Here is a 12,511-nt window from a genome sequence, read left to right on the forward strand (position 1 = left end):
GCCGCATTCCGTCGATTCTAGCGACGGCCCGGCCCCGCCGCCCGTACCCCGACCGCGCGCCACGCCGCACCCACCCCGCGCCCCCCCCTTCCCCGCACCTGCCACTGTTCCTCGCACGCGCTACGGATATTCGCGGAGCGCGCGCGAGGAAAGGTAGCGCGTCCGCGGCGGCACAGGCGCTGGCCCGCACGCGCGGGCACGGGGTCAGCGGGCCCGGGGATGGGCCGTGGCGTAGACGTCGCGGAGGGCGTCGACCGAGACGTGCGTATAGATCTGGGTCGTCGCGACCGAGGCGTGACCGAGGAGCTCCTGCACGACCCGGACGTCGGCCCCGCCCTGCAGCAGGTGCGTCGCGAACGAGTGCCGCAGGGTGTGCGGGGACACGTGCGCCGTGAGGCGCGCACGCTCCGCGGCGTGCCGGATGACGAGCCACGCGCTCTGCCGCGAGAGCGGCGCCCCGCGGATGCCGAGGAACAGGCGCGGGGTCGCGCGCCCGCGGCGCGCCAGCTCGGGCCGCGCGCGCGTGAGATACGCATCGAGCGCGGCGCGCGCGTACGAGCCGACCGGCACGATCCGCTCCTTCGAGCCCTTGCCGCGCAGGCGCAGCACGTCTCCCTGCGCGACGTCGTCGACGTCGAGCTGCACGACCTCCGACACCCGCGCGCCGGTCGCGTACAGCAGCTCGAGCAGGGCCCGATCCCGCAAGTGCGCGAGGTCGGAAGCATCAGCGACCCCAGGCGCGGGGCCCGCGGCATCCAGCAGCGCCTCGACCTGCGCGATGGTCAGCGCCTTCGGCAGGCGCTGCGGCTGCTTCGGCGGGGTGAGCCGGGCCGCGGGATCGTCGTCCGCGATCCCCTCGCGGGCGAGGAACCGGTGGAACCCGCGCACGGAGGACTGCAGCCGGGCGAGGCTGGACGCTGCGACGGGCGGATCGGCCGTGGCACGCTCGGCCGCGAACCGCGTGACCATCGGCGCCGTCACGTCGACGGTGTCCGTGACCCCCGAAGCGCTGAGCCACGCGAGGTAGCCGTCGAGGTCGCGCCGGTAGGCGGCGACGGTGTGGTCCGCGAGTCCGCGCTCGACCGAGATGTGACGCAGGTACTCGTCCAGCGCTCGGTCGAGCTGCACGCTAGCGCCGCCGCAACCGTTCGGCCGCGGCGAGCGCCCCCGTCGCGAGGATGCCGTTGCGCATGCGCCCGGAGAGGACCGCGTCCACGACGTCGGCGATCGGCACCCACTCGACGCGGATGTCGGCCTCCTCCTCCGCGCGCGGGTGCGGCTCGCCCGCTGAGGTCAAGTCCCGCGCGAGGAACAGGTGCACGACCTCGTTGTTCCCGCCGGGCGTCGTGAAGACCGAGACGAGCGGCTCCCAGGTGGCGGCCACGAGGTCGGCCTCCTCGGCGAGCTCGCGCTGCGCTGCGGCGAGCGGCTCCTCGCCGACGACGTCGAGGAGCCCGGCGGGCACCTCCCAGTCCCGCCGGCGGATGGGATGCCGGTACTGCTGGATCAGCAGCATCCGGTCGTCCGCGTCGACCGCCACGATCGCCGCGGCGCCGGGGTGCGCCACGTACTGCCGCACGATCCGTTCCCCGTTGTAGAGGAACGCGTCAGAGCGGACGTCCCACACCCGGCCCGCGTAGACGACGTCGCTCGAGACGATCTCGGGCGAGACCGTCTCGTCGCGCAAGTCGGCGCTCACGCGCCCTCGACCTCCACGTCGAACAGCTCGCTCGCGCGGTGCCGCTCCAGCGCCGCCCCCACGAGGCCGCGGAACAGCGGATGCGGCGCCGTCGGCCGCGAGCGCAGCTCGGGGTGGGCCTGGGTCGCGATGTAGAACGGGTGCACCGCGCGCGGCAGCTCGACGTACTCGACGAGGTTGCGGTCCGGCGAGAGGCCGGAGAACACGAGGCCCGCCTCGGCGAGCTGGTCACGGTAGGCGTTGTTGACCTCGTAGCGGTGGCGGTGCCGCTCGGACACCCGCTCCGCGCCGTACAGCTCCGCGGCGAGCGATCCCTCGCGCAACTGCGCGGGGTAGAGCCCGAGGCGCATCGTGCCGCCGAGGTCGCCGTGGTCGAGGATGTCGACCTGCTCGGCCATCGTCGCGATCACCGGATACTGCGTGTCCGGGTCGAACTCGCTCGACGACGCCCCGTCGAGCCCGACGACGTGACGCGCGTACTCGACGACCATGCACTGGAGGCCGAGGCAGATGCCGAGCGTCGGGATGCCCTGCTCGCGCGCGAACCGCAGCGCCCCGAGCTTGCCCTCGATGCCGCGGATGCCGAAGCCGCCCGGGATGACGATGCCGTCGACGTCGGCGAGCGCGCGCTCGGCGCCTTCCGGCGTCTCGCACAGGTCGGAGGGGATCCAGGTGACGCGCACGTGCGTCTCGTGCGCGAACCCGCCGGCCTTCAGCGCCTCAGTGACCGAGAGGTATGCGTCCGGGAGGTCGATGTACTTCCCGACCAGCCCGATCGTGACCTCGTGCTTGGGGTTGTGGACCGCCTGCAGCACGCGGTTCCAGCGCGCCCAGTCCACACCGTCGGCCTTCTCGAGGCCCAGCGTGCTGACGATGTAGTCGTCGAGCCCCTGCTCGTGCAGGAGGCTCGGGATGTCGTAGATGCTCGGCACGTCGATCGCGTTGACGACCGCGCGCTCGTCGACGTCGCACATGAGCGCGATCTTGCGCTTGTTCGCGTCCGTGACCGGGCGGTCGCTGCGGAGCACGAGCGCGTCGGGCTGGATGCCGATCGAGCGGAGGGCGGCGACCGAGTGCTGCGTCGGCTTCGTCTTCTGCTCGCCCGAGGCGCCCATGAACGGCACGAGGGAGACGTGCACGAAGAAGACGTTCGCGCGGCCCAGCTCGTGGCGGATCTGCCGTGCCGACTCGATGAACGGCTGCGACTCGATGTCGCCGACCGTGCCGCCGATCTCGGTGATGATGACGTCCGGCGCCGGATCCTCCGTCGCCTGCAACCGCATGCGCCGCTTGATCTCGTCCGTGATGTGCGGGATGACCTGCACGGTGTCGCCGAGGTACTCGCCGCGGCGCTCGCGCGCGATGACCTGCGAGTAGATCTGCCCGGTCGTCACGTTCGCGGCCTGGCTCAGCTCGATGTCGAGGAACCGCTCGTAGTGCCCGATGTCGAGGTCGGTCTCCGCGCCGTCGTCGGTGACGAACACCTCGCCGTGCTGGAACGGGTTCATCGTGCCCGGATCGACGTTGAGATATGGATCGAGCTTCTGCATGACGACCCGGAGACCCCGGGCGGTCAGGAGATTGCCGAGACTGGCGGCCGTGAGCCCCTTACCGAGGGAGGAGACGACACCACCCGTCACGAAGATGTGTCTCGTGGTGTGGTTCGGGGCCTCGCCGGGAATCTGCATCACGGATCTTCATTCTATGTCGGCGCGGACGGGGGTGGCCCTAACTCTCCCCCGCGTGTGCGAGAGTCAGCAGCTCGCGGGCGTGGGTCAGGGCGACGTCCGAGTCGGTCAGGCCCGACAGGAGCCGGGCCATCTCGGTCTCGCGGTCGGCCGCCGTCAGCCGCCGGACGCTCGACGCCGTCACGGTGCCGTCGCTCGACTTCTGCACGGTCAGGTGGTTGGTCGCGAACGCCGCGACCTGCGCGAGGTGCGTCACCGCGATCACCTGCGCGCTCTGCGCGAGGCGCGCGAGGCGCCGGCCGACCTCGATCGCGGCGGCGCCGCCGATGCCGGCGTCCACCTCGTCGAACACGAACGTCGGCACGGGATCGGTCGCGGCGATCACCACCTCGATCGCCAGCATGATGCGGCTGAGCTCGCCGCCGGACGCGCCGCGCGACACCGGCCGCGGCTCGGCACCCGGATGCGGCGCGAGGAGGATCGCGACCTCGTCGCGGCCCGCGTGCGACTCGGCGGCGGGCGAGACCCGCACGACGACCTCGGCGTCGGGGAGCGCGAGGGCGCGCGCCTCGACGGTGACGGCCGCACCCAGCCGGGCCGCGGCCTCGGTGCGCGCCGCCGTCAGCTCGGCGGCGGCGGTGTCGAGCCGCGCGAGGGCCGCGTCGCGCTGCGCGCGCAGGCGCTCGATGCGGTCGCCGTCGTCGTCGAGCTCCAGGAGCCGGGCCGAGCCGGTCTCCGCGAACGCGATCGCCTCGTCCAGAGACCCGTGCACGCGGATGACGGCGGCGAGCTGCGCGCGACGCTCCTCGACGGCGGCGAGCTCGTGCGGGCCGGCGTCGTCCAGGTCGGCGAGGTAGGCGGACAGGCTCGTGGCGAGCTCCGCGGCCCGGTAGCCGAGGTCGGCGGCGAGCTCCGCGAGCTCCTGCAGTGCCGTGTCCGGGGCGCGTTCGAGCGACCGCCGCGCCTCGGCCAGGAGCGTCGACGCGTCCGGCGCCTCGGACTCCCCGGCGATCGCCTCGTGCGCGACGGACGCGGCGATCCGCAGCTCCTCGACGTTCGCGAGCCGCTCCGCGCGCTGCGCGAGCTCGACGTCCTCGCCCGCGACGGGCGCGAGCTGCTCGAGGTCGGCGAGCGCGGCACGGATCTCCTCGGCCTCGCGCCCGCGGGCGTCCCGGTCGCGCTCGATCGTGTCGGCCTCGTCCGCGAGCGCGCGGTACTCCGCGAGCTCGGCGCGGAACCGTTCGAGCAGGTTCGCGACCGGTGCCCCGGCGTAGCGATCCAGCGCGTCGCGCTGGGCGGATGCCGCGCGCAGGCGCAGCTGATCGGACTGCCCGTGCACCACCACGAGCTCGTCCGCGAGCTCGGCGAGGACGCCCGTCGGGACGGGGCGTCCGCCGAGCGTCGCTCGGCCCCGGCCCTGGACCGAGACGGCCCGCCCGACGAGGAGCTCCGCCGTGCCGTCGCCCAGAAGCTCGAGCTCGCCGCCCGCCTCGCGGACGCGTTCGGCGGCGGTGCCACCCTCCGCGATGCGCCAAATGCCGTCCGCCGTCGCCTGGGCCGAGCCCGAGCGGACGACGCCCGTGTCGGCGCGGTGGCCGAGCAGGAGCCCGAGGCCCGTGACGACCATGGTCTTCCCCGCGCCGGTCTCGCCGGTGATCGCGGTGAACCCGGGCCCGAGCGGCAGCGAGGCGTCGTCGATGACGCCGAGACCGCGCAGGCGCATCTCCTCGATCATGCGCGCGGCTCCGCGTCCGGCCCGCGCCAGCCGGTGACGGGCAGCTGGAACTTGCGCACGAGCCGGTCGGTGAAGGCGGCCGGGTGGAGGCGCGCGAGCCGCACCGGCCGGTCCGAACGCCGCACGACGACGCGGGCCCCGGGCGGCAGCTCGTGCGAGCGGCGCCCGTCGCACCAGAGGATGCCGGTGCCGTTGGTGCGCCGCAGCACCTCGATCGCGACCGAGGTCTCGGGCCCCACGACGAGCGGATGGGCGAACAGGGCGTGCGCGGCCAGCGGCACGACGGCCATCGCCTCGACGGTCGGCCAGATGACCGGCCCGCCGCCGGAGAAGTTGTAGGCGGTCGAGCCGGTCGGCGTCGACACGACGATGCCGTCGCATCCGAAGGTCGACAGCGGGCGGCCGTCGATCTCGATCACGACCTCCAGCATCCGTTCGCGACTGGCCTTCTCGACGGTCGCCTCGTTGAGCGCCCAGGTCTCGTAGACGACGGCGCCGGCCTCGTCCTTGAGCCGCACGGAGAGCGCGAGCCGCTCCTCGACCCGATAGTCGCGGTCGATCGCGCGGCGGACCGCCTCATCCATGTCGTCGCGCTCGATCTCGGCGAGGAAGCCGACGTGGCCCATGTTGATCCCGAGGACCGGCGCGGTGCCCTCCCGGACGAGCTCGGCGGCCCGCAGGATCGTCCCGTCGCCGCCGAGGACGATCGCCAGCTCGATGTCGGCGACCGCCACGTCGCGGCCGAGCACGGCGATCGACGCGCACTGCGGCAGCACCGTGACGAGCTCGTCGATGTCCTCGCCAGCGAGGACCGGCCGGGCACCGGCATCCTGCAGCGCCGTCAGCACGCGCTGAGCGGCCTCCACGGTCTCGGCGCGATGGGCGTGAGCGACGACGAGGATGTTCCGTTCGTTCATCGCTCCCCCGTCAGGCCGGCCACAGTCTCGGCCCATTCTTCCGGATCGCGCGCGTCTCCCGGCCGTAGGTGGAGGAGGAATTCGCGATTGCCGTGCGTGCCCGCCAGCGGCGACGCGATCACGCCGTGGGTCGCAACGCCCGCCGCGGCTGCCGCGCGGATGACGGAGAGCACCGCCTCCGCGCGCAGGCGCGGATCCGTCACGACCCCGTCGCCGATCGCCGCGCGCCCGACCTCGAACTGCGGCTTGACGAGCAGGACGACGTCCGCGTCGCCCGCGGCCGTGGCCGCGACGGCGGGCACCACCTGGGTGAGCGAGATGAAGGAGAGGTCCCCGGTCACGACGCTGGGCCGTGCGTCGACGCCGCTCGCCGCGGCGAGGGACGCCGGGGTCATGTGGCGGACGTTGAACCCCTCGACCGCGACCACACCCGGATCCGCCGCGACGTCGCGTGCGAGTTGCCCGTGGCCGACGTCGACCGCGATCACGGGATCTGCGCCGCGCTCGCGCAGCACCTGCGTGAATCCGCCGGTGGACGCACCCATGTCGAGCGCGACCCGCCCCGACACGGCGATCGGGAACGCGTCGAGCGCCGCGAGAAGCTTGTGCGCCGCCCGGCTGACGTAGGCGTCCGCATCCGCGACCGCCAGCACCACACCTTCGGTCACCGGAGTCGCCGGCTTCACAATGACCGACCCGTCGGCCGTCACGACACCCTTCGAGAGAAGACGCTGCGCGTGCGTGCGCGAACGAGCCAACCCCCGTGCCACCAATGCCGCGTCGGCGCGCTGCGTCACACGCCGCCGTCCGGTGCCGTCTGGATCCGGCGTGCCAGCTCATCGTGCATCGCGGCGTATCCTGCCGCACGTTGCCCGAGAGGCTGGGCCTCGATCACCTCGAGCGCCGACATCAGGTCGTCGGAGCCGTCGTCGGCGAGCTCATCGCGATCGGCCATGCGCCCAGGATACCGAAGGCACGGGAGCCCGCCTCCGATACCAAAGTCACGTCTTGATCGACTTTCGTGCATGGCCCGCCGACGTCTGCGGTGCCTACCCTCGGGGTCATCGGCGAACACAAGGAGGACTCCAGATGAGATTCAGTCGTACAGCCGCGTTAGGTCTTGCACTTGCTGGCGCTCTCGGCCTGCTCGCGCCCGGCGCAGCTCACGCAGCAACACCGGCACCGACCGATCTACGTCAGAACGGAGCCGTGTCCCCCGCGATCGATGAGCTTCCTCCATCGGAAGCGAACGTCGCACCTAGGGTCAGCATCGATGAGAACGAGGTGACCGTCTCGCTCGACGGCGCGCAGATCGGATGGCATCTCCCCGGCGACCCCGTCGCTCCCCAGGACATCGCTCGTATCCCGAGCGCGAGATCCAGCGAGTCAGGCGGCCCACTGCTGAGCACGGTCGATCGCGGCGCGACCTTGAGCAGTTATGCGACTGACGACGGCGCGCAGACGCTCATCGAGATTCCGTCGGCCTCTGCTCCTCACGAATATCGATTCCCGCTCAATCTTCCCGATGACACTCAAGCAGCACTGAACTCCGACGGCTCGGTGATCATCGTGGGCCCGACCGGACCAGTGGGCTTCTACAAGGCGCCATGGGCGGTCGACGCGACGGGCCGGGCCGTCCCCACAGACTTCCGCATCGAGGGCAACACGCTGATCCAGACCGTCCACTTCGATGAGAGCGTCGCGTTCCCCGTCGTTGCGGATCCGGATTTCGGGGGCGAATGGTGGGGTTGGTATTGGCAAGCGACCCGGGCCGAAACACAGCAGCTCGCTGCCGCTTCTGGGGACATCCAGTCGCTGGTAGGAGTCCTCTCCTCGTTCTGTGGGGCCATCCCGAATCCACCTGCTTCTGTCGCGTGCGCGATCGCGGCGAACGGGGTCGCCCTCAGCTATGCGTGGAGGATCCGCGACGCCAATGCGAACGGCCAGTGCGTTGCGTTCAACCTGCCCTGGGCCTCGATCGCGAATCCCTTGCTTGTGCAACCGAACTTGACGGTCGTAGCCTGCAGAAGGTGATGCCATGAAGGTGACGGAACGCCTCTTCTACGCTCTCTGGCTGGGTCTGACCGTGTATCTCTTCCAGGTCGCGGAGCCGCGGCCCCTGGGCTGGTACGTTCTCGGACCGATCGCGATCGCCGTGATCTTCTTCGTGGCACAAACCTTCTGGGAGCGCCGCAGGCAGCGACGCCAGAACGATCTGAACACGCCTCAGGATCCTGACTCCAAGAGTCGGTGAGGACGAGAAGCAAGGGGCGCCTATCAGACGGTGTGGAACGGGTCGGCATACAGGCGTTCCGGAACGCGGAATCCGAAGATCTGGCGACCCGACGCCCAGATCGCGGCGGACGCGGCGCGCAGCAGGTCGATCCCGCGTTCGCCCTCCGACACGATAAGGATGTCGGGACCCTCGATCCGGACGGCGGACGTGCCCACGGTCGTCGTGTCGCCGCGCACGACGGTGCGGGGATACGGCTCGTGCAGCTCCCGCAGATCGCTCAAGATGTATGTCGGACGCGAGCCCCCGGGGGCGGCCAGCACGTGCTTCGGCCGGTCGATGCCGGTGAGGACCAGGGCCGACTCCAGGCCGGCGCGGCTCGCGCCGGCGATGTCGGTGTCGAGGCGGTCGCCGAGGACCAGCGGATGCTGCGCCCCGAAACGCGCGACGGCCTCCTCGAAGATGGGGGTCTCCGGCTTGCCGGCGACGGTCGCGAGGCGACCGACCGCCGTGTGCACGGCGGACACGAGCGTGCCGTTGCCCGGCGCGATCCCGCGCGCCTGAGGGATCGTCCAGTCGGTGTTGGTCGCGATCCAGGGGATCCCGCCCTCCTCTTCCGGCACCTTGAGCGCGAAAGCCGCCTCGGCGAGCTGCGTCCACCCGACGTCGGGGGCGAAGCCCTGCACGACCGCGGCCGGGTCGTCGTCCGCGCTGCGGGTGGTGACGAAACCGGCCTTCTCCACCTCGACGACGAGTCCCTCGCCCCCGACCACGAGCACGCGGGCGCCCTCGGGCAGCCGATCGCGCAGGAGACGGACCGCCGCCTGCGGACTCGTGACGATGTCGTCCGGCGTCGTGTCGGCGAGACCCAGCTCGCGCAGGTGCGCGGCCACGGAAGCATCCGTCCGCGATGCGTTGTTCGTGATGTATCCCAGCCGGCGCGTTCGGCCCGCGCGGGTGAGGCTGTCGACGGCGTGCGGGATCGCGCCCGGCCCGGCGTAGACGACGCCGTCGAGGTCCGCGAGCACGACGTCGACATCGTCGAGCGGCGTCGCTGTCGCGCGGCGGAACAGTCCCATCAGCTGTCGTCCTCTTCGTCATAGACGACGACCTCGTCCTGCACGCCGCTCGCGTCGTCGAGCGCTTGCTCGGCGATTTCCGCGCGCCGATGCCACTCCTCCGCCTCGGCATCGCGGCCGAGCTCCTCGAGCACGGTCGCGCGAGCGCCGAACAGCGCGGGACTCCAGGGGAACGCGCGATTCGGATCGAGCTCGGCGATGTCGAGCTCGGACAGCGCCCGCTCGGGCTCCCCGAGATCGAGGCGCGCGCCGGACATCGCGATCGCGAGCTCGGCGCGGATGGCGGGCGTGAGGGTGGTCCGATCGACCGCGCGGCCCACCTCGAGCGCGCGATCCGGGCGTCCGACGCCGCGCTCACTGTCGACCATGAGCGCGATCTGGTCGTCGCGACCGGAGATACGGCGGTAGGTGCGCAGCTCGCGCAGCGCCAGAGCGAAATCGCCGACGGCGTACGCGGTGATCGCGGCCGTCTCCCGCGCGATCGCGATCCGGCCCGCGTGCGACACCGCCGCCAATGCGTGCTGGTGCGCGAGAGCGGGGTCATCCTCGATGTGACGGGCGGCCATCGCAAGGTGCCGCGCGACGCGCTCGGCGTTCTCCTTGCTGAGGGTCTTCAGCTCGTTGCGCGCCGACGACGGCAGCTCCTGCGGGGTGACGTCGTCCGGCAGAGCCGGGTCACGGGGACGGTCGTCTCGCGGCCGATCCTCACGCGGGCGATCGTCCCGGGGACGGTCGTTACGGGAACGATCAGTGCGGGGCCGATCCGGACGCGCACGGTCTTGACGCGGTCGGTCCGTCCGCGGACGATCCGGCCGTCCCGTGGGCTTCCGATTGCCCCGCGCTCGCTCGTCCGACATGACCCCTCCTGTATAAACGACGAAGGCCCGCTCCAGCAATGGAGCGGGCCTCCTCGAAAGAAGTCCGGCGGTGTCCTACTCTCCCACAGGGTCCCCCCTGCAGTACCATCGGCGCTGAGAGGCTTAGCTTCCGGGTTCGGAATGTAACCGGGCGTTTCCCTCTCGCTATGGCCGCCGAAACACTATTGATGTTTCAGTCTGCACAACAAAGTCTAAATGTCATGCGGTTCTCGACCGTACATCGAGAACCACTCAGTGGACGCAAGCATCTTCAAACGAAGGTGTTATCAAGTCATCGGCTTATTAGTACCGGTCAGCTTCACGTGTTACCACGCTTCCACATCCGGCCTATCAACCCAGTAGTCTGGCTGGGAGCCTCTCGCCCGAAGGCATGGAAATCTCATCTTGAGGCCGGCTTCCCGCTTAGATGCTTTCAGCGGTTATCCATCCCGAACGTAGCTAATCAGCGGTGCTCTTGGCAGAACAACTGACACACCAGAGGTTCGTCCAACCCGGTCCTCTCGTACTAGGGTCAGATCCTCTCAAATTTCCTACGCGCGCAGCGGATAGGGACCGAACTGTCTCACGACGTTCTAAACCCAGCTCGCGTACCGCTTTAATGGGCGAACAGCCCAACCCTTGGGACCTACTCCAGCCCCAGGATGCGACGAGCCGACATCGAGGTGCCAAACCATGCCGTCGATATGGACTCTTGGGCAAGATCAGCCTGTTATCCCCGAGGTACCTTTTATCCGTTGAGCGACAGCGCTTCCACAAGCCACTGCCGGATCACTAGTCCCGACTTTCGTCCCTGCTCGACCTGTCAGTCTCACAGTCAAGCTCCCTTGTGCACTTACACTCGCCACCTGATTGCCAACCAGGTTGAGGGAACCTTTGGGCGCCTCCGTTACTTTTTGGGAGGCAACCGCCCCAGTTAAACTACCCACCAGGCACTGTCCCTGAACCGGATTACGGTTCGAAGTTAGATATCCAGAGTGACCAGAGTGGTATTTCAACAATGACTCCACGTGAACTGGCGTCCACGCTTCAAAGTCTCCCACCTATCCTACACAAGCCACACCGAACACCAATACCAAGCTGTAGTAAAGGTCACGGGGTCTTTCCGTCCTGCTGCGCGTAACGAGCATCTTTACTCGTAGTGCAATTTCGCCGAGTTCGCGGTTGAGACAGTTGGGAAGTCGTTACGCCATTCGTGCAGGTCGGAACTTACCCGACAAGGAATTTCGCTACCTTAGGATGGTTATAGTTACCACCGCCGTTTACTGGGGCTTAAATTCTGAGCTTCGCTTACGCTAACCCTTCCTCTTAACCTTCCAGCACCGGGCAGGCGTCAGTCCGTATACATCGTCTTGCGACTTGGCACGGACCTGTGTTTTTAGTAAACAGTCGCTACCCACTAGTCTCTGCGGCCTCCAAACGCTTTCGGAGCAAGTCCTAATACGTCGAAGGCCCCCCTTCTCCCGAAGTTACGGGGGCATTTTGCCGAGTTCCTTAACCACGATTCTCTCGATCTCCTTCCGAAGTTACGGGGGCATTTTGCCGAGTTCCTTAACCACGATTCTCTCGATCTCCTTGGTATTCTCTACCTGACCACCTGAGTCGGTTTAGGGTACGGGCGGCTAGAACCTCGCGTCGATGCTTTTCTTGGCAGCATAGGATCACCCACTTTTTATCCGCATCGTGTCTCAGCCGTAAGAGCTGCGGATTTGCCTACAGCTCGGCCTACGCACTTGCACCAGGACAACCATCGCCTGGCTTGGGCTACCTTCCTGCGTCACACCTGTTAATACGCTAACCGCACCAGCATGGGGTCGTGCGCTAGCCAGCGGACCGCTCCCCGAAGGGTTGAGTCCGAAGATTCGGGCACTTAGCACCACTGGATTGATTGGGGCGGTTCTTCGCCGGTACGGGAATATCAACCCGTTGTCCATCGACTACGCCTGTCGGCCTCGCCTTAGGTCCCGACTTACCCAGGGCAGATTAGCTTGACCCTGGAACCCTTGGTCTTTCGGAGGACGTGTTTCTCACACGTCTTTCGCTACTCATGCCTGCATTCTCACTCGTGTCGCGTCCACGGCTGGGTTACCCCGCCGCTTCACTCGCGACACGACGCTCTCCTACCCATCAACACGGCTGGACCACGAAGGCCTACCACTAATGTCAATGCCACAACTTCGGTGGCGTGCTTGAGCCCCGTTACATTGTCGGCGCGGAATCACTTGACCAGTGAGCTATTACGCACTCTTTCAAGGGTGGCTGCTTCTAAGCCAACCTCCTGGTTG

At 68.9% G+C, this 12,511-nt stretch carries 11 protein-coding genes and 2 rRNA genes; 2 read left to right on the plus strand and 11 right to left on the minus strand.

Annotated elements, in window-relative coordinates; translation table 11 throughout:
• Positions 1-204 precede the first annotated feature (204 nt).
• From xerD to ABCS02_RS34320, 7 genes are read right to left on the minus strand one after another with little or no spacing between them, the layout of a single operon-like run.
• The gene (gene xerD, locus ABCS02_RS34290; protein WP_345840207.1) at positions 205-1,128 is read right to left on the minus strand and encodes a site-specific tyrosine recombinase XerD; all 924 of its coding nucleotides are present in this window, start codon (positions 1,126-1,128) and stop codon (positions 205-207) included.
• Between the two features lies 1 nt (position 1,129).
• Positions 1,130-1,699 (minus strand): NUDIX hydrolase, encoded by a 570-nt coding sequence (locus ABCS02_RS34295; protein ID WP_345840208.1) that lies wholly within the window; start codon positions 1,697-1,699, stop codon positions 1,130-1,132.
• A complete protein-coding gene (locus ABCS02_RS34300; RefSeq protein WP_345840218.1) occupies positions 1,696-3,387 on the minus strand; it encodes a CTP synthase in 1,692 nt (563 codons plus the stop codon). Before ABCS02_RS34300 ends, ABCS02_RS34295 begins: the two co-directional genes overlap by 4 nt.
• Positions 3,388-3,427: 40 nt before the next feature.
• Positions 3,428-5,122 carry a DNA repair protein RecN gene (gene recN, locus ABCS02_RS34305; RefSeq protein WP_345840209.1) on the minus strand — a complete coding sequence of 565 codons (1,695 nt, stop codon included), beginning with the start codon at positions 5,120-5,122 and terminating at the stop codon, positions 3,428-3,430.
• On the minus strand, positions 5,119-6,039 hold the full coding sequence (locus tag ABCS02_RS34310) for an NAD kinase (RefSeq protein ID WP_345840210.1): 921 nt from the start codon (positions 6,037-6,039) through the stop codon (positions 5,119-5,121). The genes recN and ABCS02_RS34310 overlap by 4 nt, the downstream gene beginning before the upstream one ends.
• Complete coding sequence (locus ABCS02_RS34315) at positions 6,036-6,836, minus strand: TlyA family RNA methyltransferase (RefSeq protein ID WP_345840211.1); 801 nt, start codon at positions 6,834-6,836, stop codon at positions 6,036-6,038. Before ABCS02_RS34315 ends, ABCS02_RS34310 begins: the two co-directional genes overlap by 4 nt.
• Positions 6,833-6,994, minus strand: a complete 162-nt coding sequence (locus tag ABCS02_RS34320; protein ID WP_345840212.1) for a hypothetical protein — start codon at positions 6,992-6,994, stop codon at positions 6,833-6,835. The genes ABCS02_RS34315 and ABCS02_RS34320 overlap by 4 nt, the downstream gene beginning before the upstream one ends.
• Before the next feature lie 254 nt (positions 6,995-7,248).
• Between ABCS02_RS34320 and ABCS02_RS34325 the strand changes: the two genes are divergently transcribed.
• Together ABCS02_RS34325 and ABCS02_RS34330 are read left to right on the plus strand one after the other, a co-directional pair.
• Positions 7,249-8,073 carry a hypothetical protein gene (locus ABCS02_RS34325; protein WP_345840213.1) on the plus strand — a complete coding sequence of 275 codons (825 nt, stop codon included), beginning with the start codon at positions 7,249-7,251 and terminating at the stop codon, positions 8,071-8,073.
• Between the two features lie 4 nt (positions 8,074-8,077).
• A complete protein-coding gene (locus tag ABCS02_RS34330) occupies positions 8,078-8,293 on the plus strand; it encodes a hypothetical protein (protein WP_345840214.1) in 216 nt (71 codons plus the stop codon).
• A gap of 23 nt (positions 8,294-8,316) precedes the next feature.
• Here ABCS02_RS34330 and ABCS02_RS34335 read toward each other — a convergent pair whose 3' ends face one another.
• The 4 genes from ABCS02_RS34335 to ABCS02_RS34350 all read right to left on the minus strand — a co-directional run.
• A complete protein-coding gene (locus ABCS02_RS34335; RefSeq protein ID WP_345840215.1) occupies positions 8,317-9,351 on the minus strand; it encodes an HAD-IIA family hydrolase in 1,035 nt (344 codons plus the stop codon).
• Positions 9,351-9,917 carry a hypothetical protein gene (locus tag ABCS02_RS34340; RefSeq protein ID WP_345840216.1) on the minus strand — a complete coding sequence of 189 codons (567 nt, stop codon included), beginning with the start codon at positions 9,915-9,917 and terminating at the stop codon, positions 9,351-9,353. Before ABCS02_RS34340 ends, ABCS02_RS34335 begins: the two co-directional genes overlap by 1 nt.
• A gap of 353 nt (positions 9,918-10,270) precedes the next feature.
• A 5S ribosomal RNA gene (rrf, locus tag ABCS02_RS34345) occupies positions 10,271-10,387 on the minus strand.
• Positions 10,388-10,491: 104 nt separating this feature from the next.
• Positions 10,492-12,511: ribosomal RNA gene (locus ABCS02_RS34350) — 23S ribosomal RNA — on the minus strand; the annotation flags it as partial.

Source organism: Microbacterium sp. X-17, from assembly GCF_039615055.1.

Bases quoted from the DNA above. Each gene is read 5' to 3' on its own strand.
- recN (WP_345840209.1), bottom strand. From the start codon at position 5,122: ATGATCGAGGAGATGCGCCTGCGCGGTCTCGGCGTCATCGACGACGCC.
- ABCS02_RS34340 (WP_345840216.1), bottom strand. From the start codon at position 9,917: ATGGCCGCCCGTCACATCGAGGATGACCCCGCTCTCGCGCACCAGCAC.
- ABCS02_RS34330 (WP_345840214.1), top strand. From the start codon at position 8,078: ATGAAGGTGACGGAACGCCTCTTCTACGCTCTCTGGCTGGGTCTGACC.
- ABCS02_RS34335 (WP_345840215.1), bottom strand. From the start codon at position 9,351: ATGGGACTGTTCCGCCGCGCGACAGCGACGCCGCTCGACGATGTCGAC.
- ABCS02_RS34310 (WP_345840210.1), bottom strand. From the start codon at position 6,039: ATGAACGAACGGAACATCCTCGTCGTCGCTCACGCCCATCGCGCCGAG.
- ABCS02_RS34300 (WP_345840218.1), bottom strand. From the start codon at position 3,387: ATGCAGATTCCCGGCGAGGCCCCGAACCACACCACGAGACACATCTTC.
- ABCS02_RS34320 (WP_345840212.1), bottom strand. From the start codon at position 6,994: ATGGCCGATCGCGATGAGCTCGCCGACGACGGCTCCGACGACCTGATG.